Source organism: Streptomyces atriruber, assembly GCF_001418325.1.
Taxonomy (GTDB): domain Bacteria; phylum Actinomycetota; class Actinomycetes; order Streptomycetales; family Streptomycetaceae; genus Streptomyces; species Streptomyces atriruber.
Map to the genome: position 1 here is coordinate 1 of NZ_LIPN01000164.1, position 15,183 is coordinate 15,183.

Sequence of the window (15,183 nt, forward strand, 5' to 3'; positions counted from 1 at the left end):
GCCCCGCCCCGCCCTCCGAAGGGTTACTCCCCCTCGTTCTCGAAAGTCCGCAGCAGATCCGCCGCGACACTCACCGCGATCGTCGCGGGCTCCTTGCCTGTGATGTCGGTCAATCCGATCGGGGTCTGGATCCGGTCGATGGTGGCGTCGTCGTGGCCGCCCTCGGTGGCGAGGCGCTTGCGGAACCGTGTCCACTTGGCCGCCGAGCCGATCAGTCCCACGGAGCCGAGGTGGGTGGTGCGCAGGGCGGCGTCGCAGAGGGCCGCGTCCTCGGCGTGGTCGTGGGTCATGATCAGGATGTGGGTGCCGCGCGGCAGGTCCTCGAGGATTTCCTCGGGCAGCAGAGGCGTGTGATGCACGTGCAGCTGCGCCACCGAGTCCGACAGCGGTTCGAGCCGCTCGTCGGTGAGCATGTCCGAGCGGCTGTCGATCAGATGCAGGTCGAGATCCTGGCGGGCCAGGATGCGCGCCAGTTCCAGCCCGACGTGCCCCACGCCGAAGATCGCCACCGCCCGCACCACCGGGAGTGGTTCGAGCAGGACCGAGACCGTGCCGCCACAGCACTGCACGCCGTGCTGGTTGGTCACTTTGTCGTTCAGGGCGAAATCCATCAGTTCCGGCTCCGCCTTGGCCGCGGTGAGCATCTCCCGTGCGCGGTCGATCGCGACGGCCTCCACGTTGCCGCCGCCGATCGAGCCCCATGTCTCGCCGTGTCCGACGACGAGCTTGGCTCCGGCGTCGCGCGGGGCATGGCCGCGCACGGTCGCGACGGTCACCAGCACACCGGACTCCCGGCGTGCCCGCAACCGCGCGACCGCGGCGATCCACGTCATGTCAGGCACCGTTGACCGCTGTCGTGGCGGCCCGCACGCGGTCCGAGGCAGCAGGTGCGGGCTCGAACCGGCCATCGGCCGACGGCGCGTCGAGCGCTCGGTCGTTCTCGCGGACGCCGCCGCGGCGTGCCTCCTCGATCGCCCAGAACACCGCTTCCGGCGTCGCGGGCGAGGCCAGCTCGACGCTGATGCCGCTCGGTCCGAACTCCGCGGCCGCCTGCCGCAGCGCCTCACGCACCGAGAACGCCAGCATCAGCGGCGGCTCGCCCACCGCCTTGGAGCCGTAGACCGCGCCCTCCTCGGTGGCGCGCTCGAGCAGCGTGACGTTGAGCTCCTCCGGCGTCTCGGAGAAGCTCGGCAGCTTGTACGTGCTCGCCGCCTGGGTCTGCAGTCGGCCTCGGTTCGGGCCGTCGCCGGTGTCCCAACGCAGGTCCTCCAGCGTCAGCCAGCCGGCGCCCTGGACGAAGCCGCCCTCGACCTGACCGATGTCGATCATCGGGGAGAGGCTGTCGCCGACGTCGTGCACGATGTCCACGCGCCGGATCCGGTAGGCGCCGGTGAAGCCGTCGACCTCCACCTCGGTCGCGGCGGCTCCGTGGGCGAAGTACTTGAACGGCGAGCCCCGGAACGTCTTCGCGTCCCAGTGCAGTCCCTCCGTCCGGTAGAAGCCCGCCGCCGACAGCTGGACCCGCTGGAAGTACGCGGTGCGCACCAGGTCGTCCCAGGCCACCTCCTTGTCGCTGCCCAGGGCGCGTGCGACGCCCTCGACGATGCGTACGTCCGACGCGTTCGCGCCCAGCTGGGTGGCGGCCACCTGGAGCAGACGCTCGCGGAGCTGCTCGCAGGCGTTCTTGATCGCCCCGCCGTTGAGGTCGGCGCCTGCGCTGGCGGCGGTGGCGGAGGTGTTGGGCACCTTGTCGGTACGCGTCGGGGCGAGGCGCACCTTGGCCAGCGGGATGCCGAGGGTGGTCGCGGCCACCTGCATCATCTTGGTGTGCAGGCCCTGGCCCATCTCGGTGCCGCCGTGGTTGATCAGGACCGAGCCGTCCTTGTAGATCAGCACCAGCGCGCCGCCCTGGTTGAAGGCGGTGAGGTTGAAGGAGATGCCGAACTTGATGCCGGTGATCGCGACTGCCCGCTTGGTGTGCGGGTGCGTGGCGTTGAACGCGGCGATCTCGCGCTTGCGGTCGGCGATGCGTGCGTCCTTCTGCACCTGCTGCCAGACGGTGGAGATCCGCTCGGCCTGTGTGACGGGCTGTCCGTAGGGCGTGGTCTGGCCCTGTCCGGGCCGGTAGAAGTTGCGTTCCCGCAGCTCCATGGGGTCCAGGCCGAGCATCGGCGCGCAACGGCCCAGGATGTCCTCGATGACCAGCATGCCCTGGGGGCCGCCGAACCCGCGGAAGGCGGTGTTGGAGACGGTGTTGGTCCTGGCGATGCGGCCTGCCACGCGCGCGTTGGGTATCCAGTAGGTGTTGTCGATGTGGCACAGCGCGCGGGCGAGGACGGGTTCGGAGAGGTCCAGGCTCCAGCCGCCGTCGGCGACGAGGGTGGCGTCCAGGGCCTGGATACGGCCGTCCGCGTCGAAGCCGATCTTCCATGTGGCGTGGAAGCCGTGCCGCTTGCCGGACATGGTCAGGTCCTGGGTCCGGTTGAGCCGGAAACGGACCGGGCGGCCGGTGAGCTTGGCGCCGAGCCCGGCGATGGCCGCGAACCCGTGCGGCTGCATCTCCTTGCCGCCGAAGCCGCCGCCCATCCGCAGGCACTGCACGGTCACTTCGTGGGCGGGGACGCCGAGCACGTGCGAGACGATCTCCTGCGTCTCCGACGGGTGCTGGGTGCTGCTCTGGATGAACACCTGCCCGTTCTCGTCGATCTGGGCCAGGGCCGCATGCGTCTCGAGGTAGAAGTGCTCCTGTCCGGCGAACTGGAACTCGCCGCTGAGCACGTGTGCGGAGTCGGCGAAGCCCGCGTCGATGTCGCCGGTCTCCATCAGGGGCCGGGCGCCGTGGTAGCTGTCGGCCTCGATCGCTTCCCGGAGTGTGACCAGGGACGGCAGTTCCTCCAGGTCGACTTCGACGGCCGCCGCGCCGAGACGGGCCGCCTCCAGGGTCTCGGCCAGCACCCAGGCGACCGCGTGGCCGTGGAACATGACCTCGTCGGGGAAGAGCGGTTCGTCGTGCTTCATGCCCGCGTCGTTGACGCCGGGCACGTCGGCGCCGGTCAGCACGCGGATGACGCCGGGCACGGCGAGCGCGGCGTCGGTGTGCAGCGCGGTGATCCTGCCGCGGGCCTTCATGACCTGGACCGGGTACGCGTGCAGGACGCCCTTGGTGCGCTGGACCAGGTCGTCGGTGTAGAGGGCGGTGCCGGTGACGTGCTGGACGGCGCTCTCGTGCGGCATGGAGACGCCGACCACGGGCTTTTCGGGACGCTCGGACAGATGACTCATGACGACACCGCCTCGGTGGTTTGTGCGTGCAGCTTGAGCAGGCTCTGGCCGAGCATCGCGGAGCGGTAGAGGGCGCTGGCGCGATGATCGCTCATCGGGGTGCCCTCCCCGCGCAGCACTCGGGCCGCGGCCTCGACGGTCTCGGCCGACCACGGCTTGCCCTCAAGGACGGCCTCGGTGGCGAGGGAGCGGATGGGGGTTGCGGCCACACCGCCCAGACCGATGCGTGCCGTGCGTACGATCCCGTCCTCGATGTCCAGCGCGAAGGCGACCGCCACGCTGGAGATGTCGTCGAAACGCCGCTTGGCGATCTTGTGGAAGGCCGTGACCGGCGCCAGCGGCAGCGGGATGCGGACCGCCCGGATCAGCTCACCGGGGCGGCGGACGCTCTGCCGGTATCCGGTGAAGTAGTCCGCGAGCGGGACCACGCGCTCGCCGTCGGCGTCGGCGAGCACCAGCGACGCGTCGAGCGCGAGCAGCACCGGCGGGCTGTCGCCGATGGGCGAGCCGGTGCCCAGGTTGCCGCCGAGGGTGGCGCCGTTGCGGATGAGCCGGGATGCGAACTGCGGGAACAGTTGGGCGAGCAGCGGGACGTCTCCGTCCAGGCGGCGCTCGATCTCCGTGAGCGTCAGCGCCGCCCCGATCTCGATGTGGCCGGACTCGACGTGCAGCTCCCGCAGTTCGGGCAGCCGGTCGACGGCGACCACGCAGTCGGCCCGCCGGGAGCGGATGTTGACTTCGACGCCCCAGTCGGTGGAGCCGGCGACCACGACGGCGTCGGGCCGCTCGCGCAGCAGCCGCAACGTCTCGTTCAGGGTGCTCCTGCGCAGGAACGTACTGCCGTCCCGGGTGTACTCGGTGGCCACGGGCGGGGGCGGGGCCTGTTCGCGGCGTCGGGCCAGCGGGTCGTCCTCGGCAGGCGCGCCGACGGCGAACGCGGCGTCGCGGATGGGGCGGTAGCCGGTGCAGCGGCACAGGTTCCCGCTCAGCGCGTGCAGGTCGAAGCCGTTCGGCCCGTGCTCGGGGTCGGCACCGGCTGCCGCCTCCGCACCGTGCCCGGCTGCCGCGCCACCGCCCGCTTCCGTGCCGCTTCCGCTGTGCTCGCAGCGGCCCGGGCGGTAGTACTCCGCGGCCATGCTGCAGACGAATCCCGGTGTGCAGTAGCCGCACTGGGAGCCGCCTCGGATCGCCATCTCCTCCTGTACGGGGTGCAGCGAGGGCATCGAGCCGGGTTCGCCGTCCGTGGCGAGCCCTTCGGAGGTGATGATCTCCTGGCCGTCGAGTGCGGCGGCCGGGACCAGGCAGGCGTTGACCGCGACCCAGTCGGTGGGCCGGTGCACTCCGGGCTTGGCCACCATGACCGAGCAGGCGCCGCACTCACCCTCGGCACAGCCCTCCTTGGTTCCGGTCAGGCCGCGCTCGCGCAGGAAGTCGAGCGCGGTGGTGTGGGGCGTGGCCGGTGAGAGCGGTGTCTCTTTCCCGTTGACCGTGATCCGTGCCTCCGGCACGCCGGGCAGCCGTTCCGGTGCGTGATCGGTCGATGTCATGTTCGCCAATTTCAGGCAGCTTTCTGTGTTCAGACGCGCCTCGTGAGAGAAGCGGGCGCGGGAGGGCACGGGACAGCGACGTGCCGAAAAGGGGCGGGGAGAAAACCGGAGAATGCCGCAGAGCGGCACATCAGGACGGCGTGCTTCAGGAGCCGTGCGCGATACGACCCGGAGCCCAGGCGGTGCGCTGGGCGAGGCGACCGAGGTCGGAGCTGATGTACATCCGCTGGTCGCCTCCTTTCGATGCCGTGGGTCAGTGTCATCGCAAAGTAGTGACTCGGTTCACGCAGGTCAAGGGGAAGGGAGCGGGACCCGGGGCCGTGACGTCGAACCGTCGGCTTATGCGCCACCCCATAGACTCGAGAACAGACCCACATCGCGGTTTTGAAGGCCAAGATTCTTCTCAAGATCGACGGGGGCATCGGCATGATCAAGGCACCGTGGAGCAGGCCCGGGACTCATTCGCGCGGGAGCAGGAACCGACCATGACTCCCTTGGTCGGGCGCGACATCGACCTGCTGAATCTCTCTCTTCAACTCAGGCAGTACGAAGGCCGGTTGTTCACACTCGTCGGGCCCGACGGCGTCGGCAAGAGCTGCCTCGCCGAGGCCGCGGTGGCCGACGCCGCGCTGCCCGTCGTACGCCACGTGGACGCACATGGCATGGAGGCCTCCCAGGCGCTGGCCGAGGCCGTGGACATGCCCTCGCTGTCGGCCGGGAGCTGGCTCGTCCTCGACGGCTTCGAGCTGTCGGAAGACACCGCGCCCGGCGTGGTCGACTCGTTCCTCGGCGAGCGGCCCCCGCTGCGGATCCTGGCCACCGGGCGCAGACCGCTGCAGGTCTCCGGCGAGCAGGTGTTCCCCGTGCAGCCGCTGTCCGCGCCGACGCCTCCCTACCATCAGCAGGTGTCGGAGCTGCATGAGTACCCCGCAGTGGCGCTCTTCGTCGATCGGGCCAGGAGAATCATCCCCTCGTTCGCCCTGACCGCGTACAACGCCCGGCCCGTCGCGGAGATCTGCGCCCGACTGGACGGCATCCCCCTCGCCATCGAACTCGCCGCCAACCGGCTCCAGTTGTTCGACCTCAACGCCCTGCTGACCCGGCTGCGGGACGGCAGGCCGGTCCTCGGAGGTTCGCACCCCGCACGCTCGCCGGGGCACCGCTCCATCAGCGCGATCTCGGAACGCAGCCACCACCTGCTCGACGAGCGTCGGCGCGGGCAGTTCGACCGGCTGTCGGTGGCCGTCGGCAGCCTGAACCTCACCACGATCGCGGAGCTTTGGGGTTCGCCTGCCGACGGGGCGAAGGAGGCCGTCGACGCCTTGGTCGCCGATGAGCTGCTGCACGTGGACGCCACCGAATCCGGGGCCAGGTACTCGGTGTACCACCTCGTCCGCGAGGGCGGCCTGGCACGGCTCGCCGCAGCCGGTGCCCTCACCCACGCCCGCGATCAGCACGCCGAGCTCTTCCTGGCGCAGGTGCTGAGCGCGGAACCGCACCTGGCCGGGCCGCGGCAGCACGAATGGCTGGGCCGGTTGGCGGAGGACCACGGCAACGTCCAGGCCGCCCTCGCCCAACTCACCGCGCAGGGACGGCAGTACGACACGGCCCTGGCCGCACTCGCCCTGCGCCGCTACTGGCTGACGCGCGGTCACCTCGCGTCCGGCGAGCGATGGCTGTCGGACGCCGCGGCCGTCTTCCTCACCGACGCCGGACAGCGCCAACTCACCGCGCGGGCCGAGTCGGCGCGCGGCGCGCTCGCCATGGCCACCGGGGACGGCCACCTCGCGACGGACTGTTTCCAGCGGGCCGCCATCGCCTACGCGGAGTGCGGCCAACGCCACCACGAGCTGACCGCCCTCGCCCGACTCGCCGCGGCGCGGCCCGGCACGGCATCCGGCGACTCCCGAGTGTTGGCGGACCATGTCCTCAAGGCCTCACAGACGTCCCCGGCGCCCGAGGAGGTCGGGGAAGCGGCGCTCGCACTCGCCGCGCAGGCGCGCCAGACCGACGTCAAGCTCGCCTCGGACCTCCTCGACGCGGCGGAATCCGTGTACGCGCGAGCACAGGACGTACGCGGCCGGGGCCTCGTCCTGATTCAGCGCGCCGACCTGAGCATCGCGCGCGGCGATCAGGAGTTGGCGGAGAGCCTCCTCCACGAAGGCTTGCTCCGGCTGCAGGCCGTCGGGGAGTGCACCATGCTGCCCCGGGCCCTGGAAGCACGCGCCTATCTGCTGTGGCAGCGCCTGCCGGAGCAGGGCCCGCGGGTCGCCCGGATACTGGCCGCCTCGGCGGCCATCCGGGAGTCGACCGGAGCGAACCCGCTGCCGGCCACGGCCGTGCCCTCCACCGCCGCACGGGAACTGCACACACTCTTCTCCGCTCCGGAGTACGAGGCCGTACGACACGAGGGACGCACCCTGACGCCGTGGGCGGCGGCCCAGGAAGCGCTGGCCGCCCCCCTGTCAGCCAGGTCATCGCCGTCGGCGGCGCCCCGCTCCGCGCGCCTTTCGGCCCGCCAGTACGAGGTGGCCCTGCTCGTCAGCAACGGATTGACCAACCGGCAGATCGCCAGTCGGCTCGACCTGTCGGAGTGGACCGTGGTGAATCACGTACGGCACATCATGCGTCGGCTGGACGTGCCGTCCCGTATCCACATCGCTCAGTGGGTGGCGCAGCGGCAGGCGCGGTAGCGGCCATCGGGAGGCGGAGGGGCGGGACCCCCGAAGAGCCAGGGGCCGGCCCCTCCGACCTCCGTCCCGCGAGCGTCACTCCAGCAGTGGACGCAGCAGACCGATGACGACCTTCCCGTTCTCGTTCTTGGGAAGCTCCACGACTTCCAGCACGCGTTCGGGGATGTACCACTCCGTCATGCCGCGCCCGGCGAGGAACGCGCGCAACTCGGCCAGGTCGGGCGTCCGTTCCACCCTGGGAGCGAGGACCGCGCACGCGTGTTCCTGGCCGTCCTCGCCCGTGTATCCGATGATCACGGCCTCACGGACATCGGGGTGGTGCAGGATCTCCCCCTCCACGTCCGCCACGGGGATCATGTACGGCCCCCCGACGCGGCGGCTCGCCCGTCCCTCGAAGTGCACGCCGCCCGCGCCGTCGTCGCGGACCAGGTCGCCGGTGTCCATCCACCCTGCGTCGGTCGTCCAGGTCGGCGTCGCCGTACCGCCGTCCACACCGGGCGACCACACGGCCGTGCAGACGGAGGGGCCACGGACCCAGAGCCGGTAGAGGCCCTCCTCCCCCGCGACCTCCCGCAGGGAGGTCTCCAGACCTGCGAGGGGGCGTCCGTCGCTGCGCACGGCGCCGGGCGGCGGCCCGCCTTCCGGGGTGCGGATGCCCATGCCGAGTTCGGTCATTCCCCAACAGGTGCGCACCGGCACCGCCAAGGCGTCGGTGACGTCGGCCACGAGCTTCGGCACGACGGGCGCGCCCCCGCACATGACGAACCGCAGATCGGGCATCCGGCGCGGGTCCGCCCGCTGCGCCTCGACCAGCTGCGCCGCGAACGGTGGCGCGGCGAACACCTGGGTGACCTGCGCCTTCGCCATCAACTCCAGTTGCTCCGCCGCGTTCCAGGTGTCCAGGTACACCCCGGTCCCCCGGGCGATGACCGGCCCCCAGAGGCAGTACAGGAGACCGGCGAGACCCGAGATGGGGTGGGGCGAACAGAACACCTCACCCGTGTCCCAGCCTCGTTCGGCGACGCCCGCCGCCGCGGCGGTCCCGGCGTAGAGCGTGTTCTCGGTGTGCAGCACGGCCTTGCGCTCGCCCGTGGTGCCGGAGGTGAACATCACCAGGGTCACGTCGTCGAGGTCCCGCCCGGAGGGCACTTCCAGCGGGTGCGGCAGACGGGTCTCGTGCTCGGTGTCCAGGAAGTACGTCGCGAAGTCGACGGCCCCGTCGGGCACCTTGTCACCGTAGACGACCCGGTGGCGCAGCTCGGGGAGCCTGGGAGCCACCTCGTCGAGGGCCGCCGCGTAGTCGTGGCCGCCCCAGCTGTCGGGGACGACGCAGAGGCTCGCTCCGGTCACCCGGAGCAGGCGCTCGATCTCACGGCTGCGCATCGTGGGCAGCAGCGGTACGGCGACGGCCCCCGTCCACGTGCAGGCCAGGGTCAGCGCCGCGGCCTCCCACCAGCCGGGGAGCTGGAAGGCGACCCGGTCACCGCGGCGGATCCCGAGGGAGAGCAGGGCGGCGCCGAACCGTTCGGCGTGGAGCGCGAGTTGGCCGTATCCGATGGTGACCGCGGCGGCGGCGTTCGTGCGGGCGGCAACGACTGCCGGAGCATCGGGATGCTCGGCGGCCGCGTCGAGGAGGTCCTGGATGATGGACCGGTCGCGCCACCAGCCGCGCTCGCGCATGCGGGTGGTGACGTCGTCGGGCGGCCGGGTGCCGAAGGGGATCCCCGTGGCACGCGGTGCGTTCGGCCCGGAGGCGAGGGAGGTCACGGGCTCAGCCATGCGTCCCCCCGCCCTGCGGGGAGGACACGATTTCGGGCCCCGGGTCGACCAGGTCGCGGGGGAACTCGATGCCCCAGCGCACGAGCTCGATGTACGGCAGATGCAGCGACCCCACGGCCACGACCTGTTCGGTGATGCGGCCGTCGCGGACCCGCACGGTGTGGGCCTCGATGCTCGACCCGCGCTCGCCGGTGGGCTCGTGCCCGAGGAACGGGCCGGTGTTGTGCCAGTGCATCGAGAAGCGGAACGCCACCCGGGTGCCGTCCGCGTTGGAGAACTCGTCGTGCAGGGCCACCCGGACGCCGGGGAAGCCCTGGTGCACCGCCTTGCAGAACTGGACGATGAACGGGACGCCCTTGACCCCCCACTTGAGGGGCGTGTAGAAGACGGCGTCCTCGTCGTAGAGCTCGGTCAGGGTGTCCCAGTCCTGTTCTCCTAGGGCCCGGATGTATCGCTGGATGAGTGTCTCGCCGTTCAATTTTCGCCCTGCCTTCTCGTGTCGTCGTGCCTGCCGGTCCGTCGTACGCGTCGGGGCGGCCCTCCCGCAGCCACCCTCAACCAGGACCGACGCAGCGCAGCCGCGAAGTGTGACAGGACCGCCCTGACCAGGGGATTCCGTTCCGGTCCTGCGCCCATGTCACGGTTTCGCGCCCGGCTGCGTCGGTCCTGTTGAAGCACCTCACACGACTACGAACGAGAGGCCGCCGGATGGTCACGGACGCACCCCATACTCGACAGCGGAATCCCTGGCTGGTGCTTGCGGTGCTCTGCGCCAGCTCCTTCATGACGCTGCTGGACACGACGATCGTCACGATCGCCATCCCCGAGATGGCGGCGGGGCTCGGCGCGTCCCTGGACGACATCCTCTGGTTCGCCAACGCCTACATGCTGGTCTTCGCGGCGCTGCTGCTGCTCTCCGGACGGCTCGGCGACCGCTTCGGGGCCCAACGGGTCTTCGCCACCGGGCTCGCGGTCTTCACCCTGGCGTCGGTGGTGTGCGGCCTCGTGGACACACCGGGTCAGATGATCGCGGCCCGGGCGGTCCAGGGGCTCGGCGCCGCAGTGATGATGCCGCAGACCCTGGCCCTGATCAGCGCCGTCTTCCCGGCGGAGCGGCGCGGGGCGGCGTTCGGCGTGTGGTCGGCGGTCGCCGGCCTGGCCACGGTCGCCGGTCCCACCCTCGGCGGCGCGCTGGTCTCCGGCCTCGACTGGCGCTGGATCTTCTTCATCAATCTCCCGATCGGCGTGGCGGCCCTGTTGGGCGCGATCGTCGTGGTGCCGGACATCCGGAGGGAGCAGCGGCCCCCGCTGGACCTGGCGGGCGCCGTGCTGTCCACGGCGGGGCTCAGCCTGATCGTGTACGGATTGATCGAGGGCGAGCGCTACGACTGGGGCACCATCGAGTCGTTCCTCAGCATCCCGCTGGTCCTCGTGCTCGGCGTGGCGCTGCTCGGGGTCTTCGCGCTGCACCAGCGGACCCGTCAGGGCCGGCGTCCGCTGGTGCCGTTCGAGCTGTTCCGCAGCCGCGGGTTCACCGTCTCCGCGCTGCTCGGCGCGATGTTGCTGTTCGGTTCCATCGGCGTGCTGCTGCCGCTCACCCTCTACCTGCAGTCCGTGCTCGGGCTCTCCGCGGGTGAGGCCGGTCTCGCTCTGGTGCCCGGCCCTCTGGTCTCGATGGTGGTGGCGCCGCTGGCCGGTAATGCGGTCGGCAAGGTGGGGGGCCGCAAACTCCTCGTCCCCGGGATGCTGATCTTCGGGGCCGGTATCGCCCTCATCGCGGTGATGGCCAAGCCGGACTCCAGCGTATGGGCCATCATCCCGGGCCAGATCGTCTTCGGGGTCGGCATGGGTCTGGTGTTCGCGCCCACCAGCACGCTCGCCATGCAGGAGATCCAGCCGCAGCTGACCGGTGTCGCCTCCGGCATGTTCACCACGTTCCGGCAGATCGGCGCGGTCGTCGGCGGTGCCGCGGTCGGCGCCCTCCTGCAGAACCGGCTCGCCGCCGAGGGCGTCCCGGAGCAGGTGCGCCAGCAGGCCGGCCGGCTCACGGACTCGAGGTACGCCGACGGCCTCACCGACGCGGTGCGCTACGGCCTGCTGCTGACGGTCGCGGTGGCCGTCGTCGCCTCCGTAGTCGCCCTGCTCCTGCCGCCGGCCCCGCGCCGCGAGCCGGAATCGTCCGCACAGCTGCAGACGGAAACGGATGTGGTCCAGGCCCGGGACTAGCAGAATTGTTTCCGAGATATCGGCCTGTCCCCGGAGAGTGATTTCCCACCCGGAATCCCCGGAATTGATGGACATCATCTTCGAGTGCGACATGCCGCGATGATTGCTGCCCACACGACCGTACGAGATTCTCCGCGAAGCCACCGCTCGAGAACGGCAAGATTCCGTATCAGTGACCAGAGGTCATGATTGTAGACTCGGCGGGCAGTTGGCGATCGAACCCGATGCGCCCTGAACCTGAGTGAAGGTGGGACGGAGAGTCATGGCCGAGGCGACAGCCATCTCCGAGCGATCCGGCACCTCGGATCCGTTCGAACGGTACCGGCAGCTGCTGTTCGGAATCTCGTACCGCATGCTAGGCACCGTCGCCGATGCCGAGGACGCCGTCCAGGAGACCTGGCTTCGCTGGCAGCGCATCGACCAGGACGGCGTGGCAGATCCACGCGGTTACCTGGTGCGCGCCGTCACCCGCACCACCATCGACGAGATGCGCCGCAGCCGGGCCCGCCGCGAGGAGTACGTGGGGCCCTGGCTGCCCGAACCGCTGCTGGTCTCCTCCGACGTCGCGGTGGAGTCCTCACTGCTCGACGAGTCGGTGGGCATGGCGGTCCTGGTGATGATGGAGACGCTGTCCCCGCTGGAGCGCGTGGTGTTCGTGCTGCACGAGGTGTTCGCGTTCAGCTTCCCCGAGGTCGCCGAGGCGGTCGACCGCAGCGAGCAGGCCGTTCGGCAGCTCGGCAGCCGGGCCCGGCGCCGTGTGCGGCTGCGTGACCGGCGCTTCGAATCGGACCGTCGCCGGATCCGCGAGATCACCGAGAGCTTCGTCACCGCCTGCCTCGACGGCGACATGGAAACACTCATGACGGTGCTGGCCCCCGACGTGACCATGTGGGCGGACGGCAACGGCCGGGCGGAGACCCCGCGCGTCCCGCTGCACGGAGCCACCGGTGTCGCCGAGTACTTCGCGTCCACCGCGGGCAGCTACCCGGCCGGGCTCGTGGTCCGGATGGATGTGCAGTACGACGGCACGCCCGCCGCCGTACTGGCCACGCCCGCTGGGGTGTTCGCCTTGGTCACCGCGGAGGTCGACCTCACGGGCGACCACCCCCGCATCACCGCCGTGCGCGCCGTGCGCAACCCCGACAAGCTGAGCCGGATCCCGATCACGCCCTGAGCTGCCCCCCGGTCACTTCGCCACGGCGGTCGGAGCGTCCTCCTGCTGCCGTTCCAGCACCCACTTCGCCACATGCAGGCGCGATGGCACCTCCAAACGGCGCATGACCTCCCGGACGTGGTTGACCACGGTCCACTCGGACAACCGCAGCTGCTGCGCTATCTGGCGGTTGGTCATCCCCTGGCTGACCAGCACCGCCACCTCGTGCTGACGGGCCGTGAGCTGCGCCGGACGGGGCGCCTCCGAGGCGGGCCCGACGGGCGGCGGGCCGAAGGCGAGCGCCTCGCCCGCGGCCGCGACGGCCGAGAGCACCCGCCCCTCCTGCCACGCCGTCGCGTACTCGGAACCGGACAACACGCGGCGCACGTCGGGCAGGGCGGCGGCCGCGCCGTGCACGATCGGCGGCGGATGTGCCCCGGTCGACTCCCGCAGGGCGGACGCGGCCGCGAGCAGCCGGGCCACCCGGTGCCCCTGGTGCGGCAACCGGTGCCACAGGAGCACCGCATGGCTCTCCAGCACCATGGGCAGCACCATGTGTTCCTCGATGGACCGCAGCCGGTACAGCCCCTCCCACAGCAGCTGTTCCGACAGCGCCCGGTCGCCCTGGGAGTCGGCCAGCGCACCCCGCATGCCGAGGACCAGCCCCTCGCCCCGGACGTCCCTCGCCCGCCTGAACAGGGCGTTCGCCACGTCCAGCAGATCGGCGGTGAGTTTGGTGTCGGTGGACGAGCTCCCGACCGCCAACGGCAGGGCGGCGTTCGCCACCTCGACGGTCGCCTGCTCGTGGTCCGCCACGCGGAGCAACTGCGCCGCGGCCTGGTGCACCGTCTCGGGCCCCGTGGGCCGGTGGTCGGTGGAGGCGAGCCAGGCCAGCGCGGCCCCCTCGTGGGCGGTGTCGCCCTGCTCGCGGAAGACGCGGGCCGCGCGCCAGAAGCAGTCCGCCGCGAGCCGCACGCTGCCGCGCACCAGGGCCACCTCGCCCCGTGCCGACTCGGCCCGCGCGGCCTGCTCCTCGTGTCCGGGAGTGGCGGCGAACGCCTGTGCCGCCTTGGCCAGCCACTGTTCGCCGAGGTCCAGATGGCCGCGCACCAGCCAGAAGCGGTGCAGGGCGAGGGCGGCACGCGCCGCGTCCACGTGGCGGCCGCTCGCTTCCAGGCAGGTCAGCGCGGCCAGCATGTCCTCGTGCAGCGGGGCCAGCCGCTGCAGCCACTGCGCCTGCTGCGGCCCCGTCAGGTGGGGTTCGGCTTCCGTGGCGAGCACCAGAAAGTGCTCCGCGTGCCGCAGCCGGGCGTCCGACAACTCCCCCGCGGCGGACAGCTGCTCCAGGCAGAACTCGCGGACGGTGTTGGACATCGTGAACCGCGGCTCGTCGCCGCCCGGCGCCACGTGGAGCAGATGGTGGCCGACCAGCGTCTCCACCGCCTGCTCCGTCCGGTGCGAGGGGAGGCCCCAGTACTCCTCGGCGGTGGGGAAGTTCGTCCCGGCCGTGAAGACCGAGAGCCGGGCGAGCAGCGCGCGCTGTTCCTCGTCGAGCAGCCGGAAGCTGTGATCGGCGATCGAGCGGATGCTGCGGTGCAGCGGCGAGCGCACGGCGTGCCGGCCGCCCGGCACCGGCTGGTCCTGGCGCAGCCGGGTCAGCAGACCGTCCACCCGGCAGTGGCGCAGCTTCTCGGCTACCAGCTCGATCGCCAGTGGCAGTCCGTCCATGCGGGTGCAGATCTCAGCCACCGCCCGGGCGTTCTGCGCGGTCAGCGCGAACGACGGGTCGATCGACCGGGCCCGTTCGACGAACAACTGCACCGAGGCGCAGTCCTGGAGTTCGAGGACGTCCTGCCGGTACGGCGAGGGCGGGGTCGGCAGCGGTGGTACGGGAAAGAACTGCTCCCCGTACAGCCGGAGCGCCCGGCGGCTGGTGGCCAGGACGCGCAGTCCCGGCACGTGGCCAAGCAGGGTGTCGACCGCGGCGGCGACGACGTCGGCGGCCTGTTCGCAGCCGTCGAGCACCAACAGGCACGGCTCGTCCGGCAGCAGGGCGGCCATGGTCTTGGTGAGACCGTCACGCCCGGTGGTCCCGTGCAGGTCCAGATAGGCGACCCGGGCGATCCGGGCATCGGCCGCGGCCTCGCAGGCCAACCGGCTCTTGCCGACGCCGCCGGGGCCGGTCAGGGTGATCAGCCGGTGCGTCTCCTCGCCGAGCAGCGCGGAAAGGGTGAGTACTTCCAGGTCGCGTCCCACCAGCGTGTCGCGGTGGGTGGGCAGGCGGGACGCGATGTCGATGATCAGTTGTGGGCACAGTTCCCCTGTGGCGAGCGCCACGGCGGTCATGGGGACGTCGCGATCACTAATGGTGCGAATTTCTGGCACGCCGATAAATGAAGCCTTGTATTCCGCATAACACTACCCCCGTAGTCCCCCATGCGTGTTCCTCTGGAGAAAGCATACGGACCGCATATCCCGAGGGGAACCTTCTTTTCACTTTCAT

General features: G+C 71.1%; 9 protein-coding genes. 3 read left to right on the forward strand and 6 right to left on the reverse strand.

What is annotated here, in order from left to right; translation table 11 throughout:
* Positions 1-23: 23 nt before the first annotated feature.
* Genes xdhC through AOK03_RS18065 form a run of 3 tightly spaced genes read right to left on the reverse strand, consistent with a single transcriptional unit; the run spans position 24 to position 4,790 of the window.
* On the reverse strand, positions 24-833 hold the full coding sequence (gene xdhC / locus AOK03_RS18055; protein ID WP_107098023.1) for a xanthine dehydrogenase accessory protein XdhC: 810 nt from the start codon (positions 831-833) through the stop codon (positions 24-26).
* Between the two features lies 1 nt (position 834).
* A complete protein-coding gene (xdhB, locus tag AOK03_RS18060; protein ID WP_055566316.1) occupies positions 835-3,282 on the reverse strand; it encodes a xanthine dehydrogenase molybdopterin binding subunit in 2,448 nt (815 codons plus the stop codon).
* Positions 3,279-4,790, reverse strand: a complete 1,512-nt coding sequence (locus AOK03_RS18065; RefSeq protein ID WP_107098028.1) for a xanthine dehydrogenase small subunit — start codon at positions 4,788-4,790, stop codon at positions 3,279-3,281. Before AOK03_RS18065 ends, xdhB begins: the two co-directional genes overlap by 4 nt.
* A gap of 524 nt (positions 4,791-5,314) precedes the next feature.
* Between AOK03_RS18065 and AOK03_RS18070 the strand changes: the two genes are divergently transcribed.
* Complete coding sequence (locus AOK03_RS18070) at positions 5,315-7,522, forward strand: ATP-binding protein (protein ID WP_157868989.1); 2,208 nt, start codon at positions 5,315-5,317, stop codon at positions 7,520-7,522.
* A 75-nt stretch (positions 7,523-7,597) separates the two neighbouring features.
* Here AOK03_RS18070 and AOK03_RS18075 read toward each other — a convergent pair whose 3' ends face one another.
* Complete coding sequence (locus AOK03_RS18075; RefSeq protein ID WP_079074800.1) at positions 7,598-9,301, reverse strand: AMP-binding protein; 1,704 nt, start codon at positions 9,299-9,301, stop codon at positions 7,598-7,600.
* Entirely contained in the window at positions 9,294-9,779 is a 486-nt protein-coding gene (locus AOK03_RS18080) for an ester cyclase (protein WP_055566320.1), read from the reverse strand. Before AOK03_RS18080 ends, AOK03_RS18075 begins: the two co-directional genes overlap by 8 nt.
* Before the next feature lie 284 nt (positions 9,780-10,063).
* Between AOK03_RS18080 and AOK03_RS18085 the strand changes: the two genes are divergently transcribed.
* Together AOK03_RS18085 and sigJ are read left to right on the forward strand one after the other, a co-directional pair.
* Positions 10,064-11,527: a DHA2 family efflux MFS transporter permease subunit gene (locus tag AOK03_RS18085; RefSeq protein WP_208609552.1), complete on the forward strand. Its 1,464-nt coding sequence runs from the start codon at positions 10,064-10,066 to the stop codon at positions 11,525-11,527.
* Positions 11,528-11,789: 262 nt separating this feature from the next.
* On the forward strand, positions 11,790-12,701 hold the full coding sequence (gene sigJ, locus AOK03_RS18090; RefSeq protein WP_055566322.1) for an RNA polymerase sigma factor SigJ: 912 nt from the start codon (positions 11,790-11,792) through the stop codon (positions 12,699-12,701).
* A 12-nt stretch (positions 12,702-12,713) separates the two neighbouring features.
* Here the strand turns inward: sigJ and AOK03_RS18095 are convergent, their stop codons facing one another.
* Positions 12,714-15,026 carry an ATP-binding protein gene (locus AOK03_RS18095; RefSeq protein ID WP_055566323.1) on the reverse strand — a complete coding sequence of 771 codons (2,313 nt, stop codon included), beginning with the start codon at positions 15,024-15,026 and terminating at the stop codon, positions 12,714-12,716.
* Positions 15,027-15,183 lie beyond the last annotated feature (157 nt).

What these genes read in the sequence shown, in the direction of transcription:
- sigJ (WP_055566322.1), top strand. Translation starts at nt 11,790, where the DNA reads ATGGCCGAGGCGACAGCCATCTCCGAGCGATCCGGCACCTCGGATCCG.
- xdhB (WP_055566316.1), bottom strand. Translation starts at nt 3,282, where the DNA reads ATGAGTCATCTGTCCGAGCGTCCCGAAAAGCCCGTGGTCGGCGTCTCC.
- xdhC (WP_107098023.1), bottom strand. Translation starts at nt 833, where the DNA reads ATGACGTGGATCGCCGCGGTCGCGCGGTTGCGGGCACGCCGGGAGTCC.
- AOK03_RS18075 (WP_079074800.1), bottom strand. Translation starts at nt 9,301, where the DNA reads ATGGCTGAGCCCGTGACCTCCCTCGCCTCCGGGCCGAACGCACCGCGT.
- AOK03_RS18070 (WP_157868989.1), top strand. Translation starts at nt 5,315, where the DNA reads ATGACTCCCTTGGTCGGGCGCGACATCGACCTGCTGAATCTCTCTCTT.
- AOK03_RS18095 (WP_055566323.1), bottom strand. Translation starts at nt 15,026, where the DNA reads ATGACCGCCGTGGCGCTCGCCACAGGGGAACTGTGCCCACAACTGATC.